The sequence below is a fragment of the Pauljensenia sp. UMB3104 genome (assembly GCF_030217285.1).
Classification (GTDB): domain Bacteria; phylum Actinomycetota; class Actinomycetes; order Actinomycetales; family Actinomycetaceae; genus Pauljensenia.
The window spans coordinates 1-274 of record NZ_JASONN010000296.1 but is presented as its reverse complement, the minus strand read 5'-3'; the positions used below and the strand labels follow the sequence as shown (position 1 = coordinate 274).

1 protein-coding gene is annotated in these 274 nt (G+C 62.0%); it reads left to right on the top strand.

The genetic code is table 11. The features are described 5' to 3' along the window. Window positions 1-36: 36 nt before the first annotated feature. Window positions 37-274, top strand: a 238-nt coding sequence (locus QP415_RS11775) for an FGGY-family carbohydrate kinase (protein WP_285100202.1), incomplete at its 3' end; no start/stop codon positions are given.

Here is a 274-nt window from a genome sequence, read left to right as displayed (position 1 = left end):
AACCCGCCTGCCTCCACATTCAACCTGGCAAACTTCATGCGCACACAGCTCATGACGCCGTTCGCCGTGCTGCGCCTGGGCATGAACATTCTGACTGAGGACGAGGGTGTCCAGGTGGACCGCTTGTTCGCTCACGGTGGCCTGTTCAAGACACCGATCGTCGCGCAGCAGTTGATGGCTGGCGCTTTGGGTGTGCCCGTTGCGGTTGGAAAGAGCGCCGCCGAAGGTGGAGCATGGGGCATCGCAATCCTGGCGAAGTTCCGCGCAGACCGTG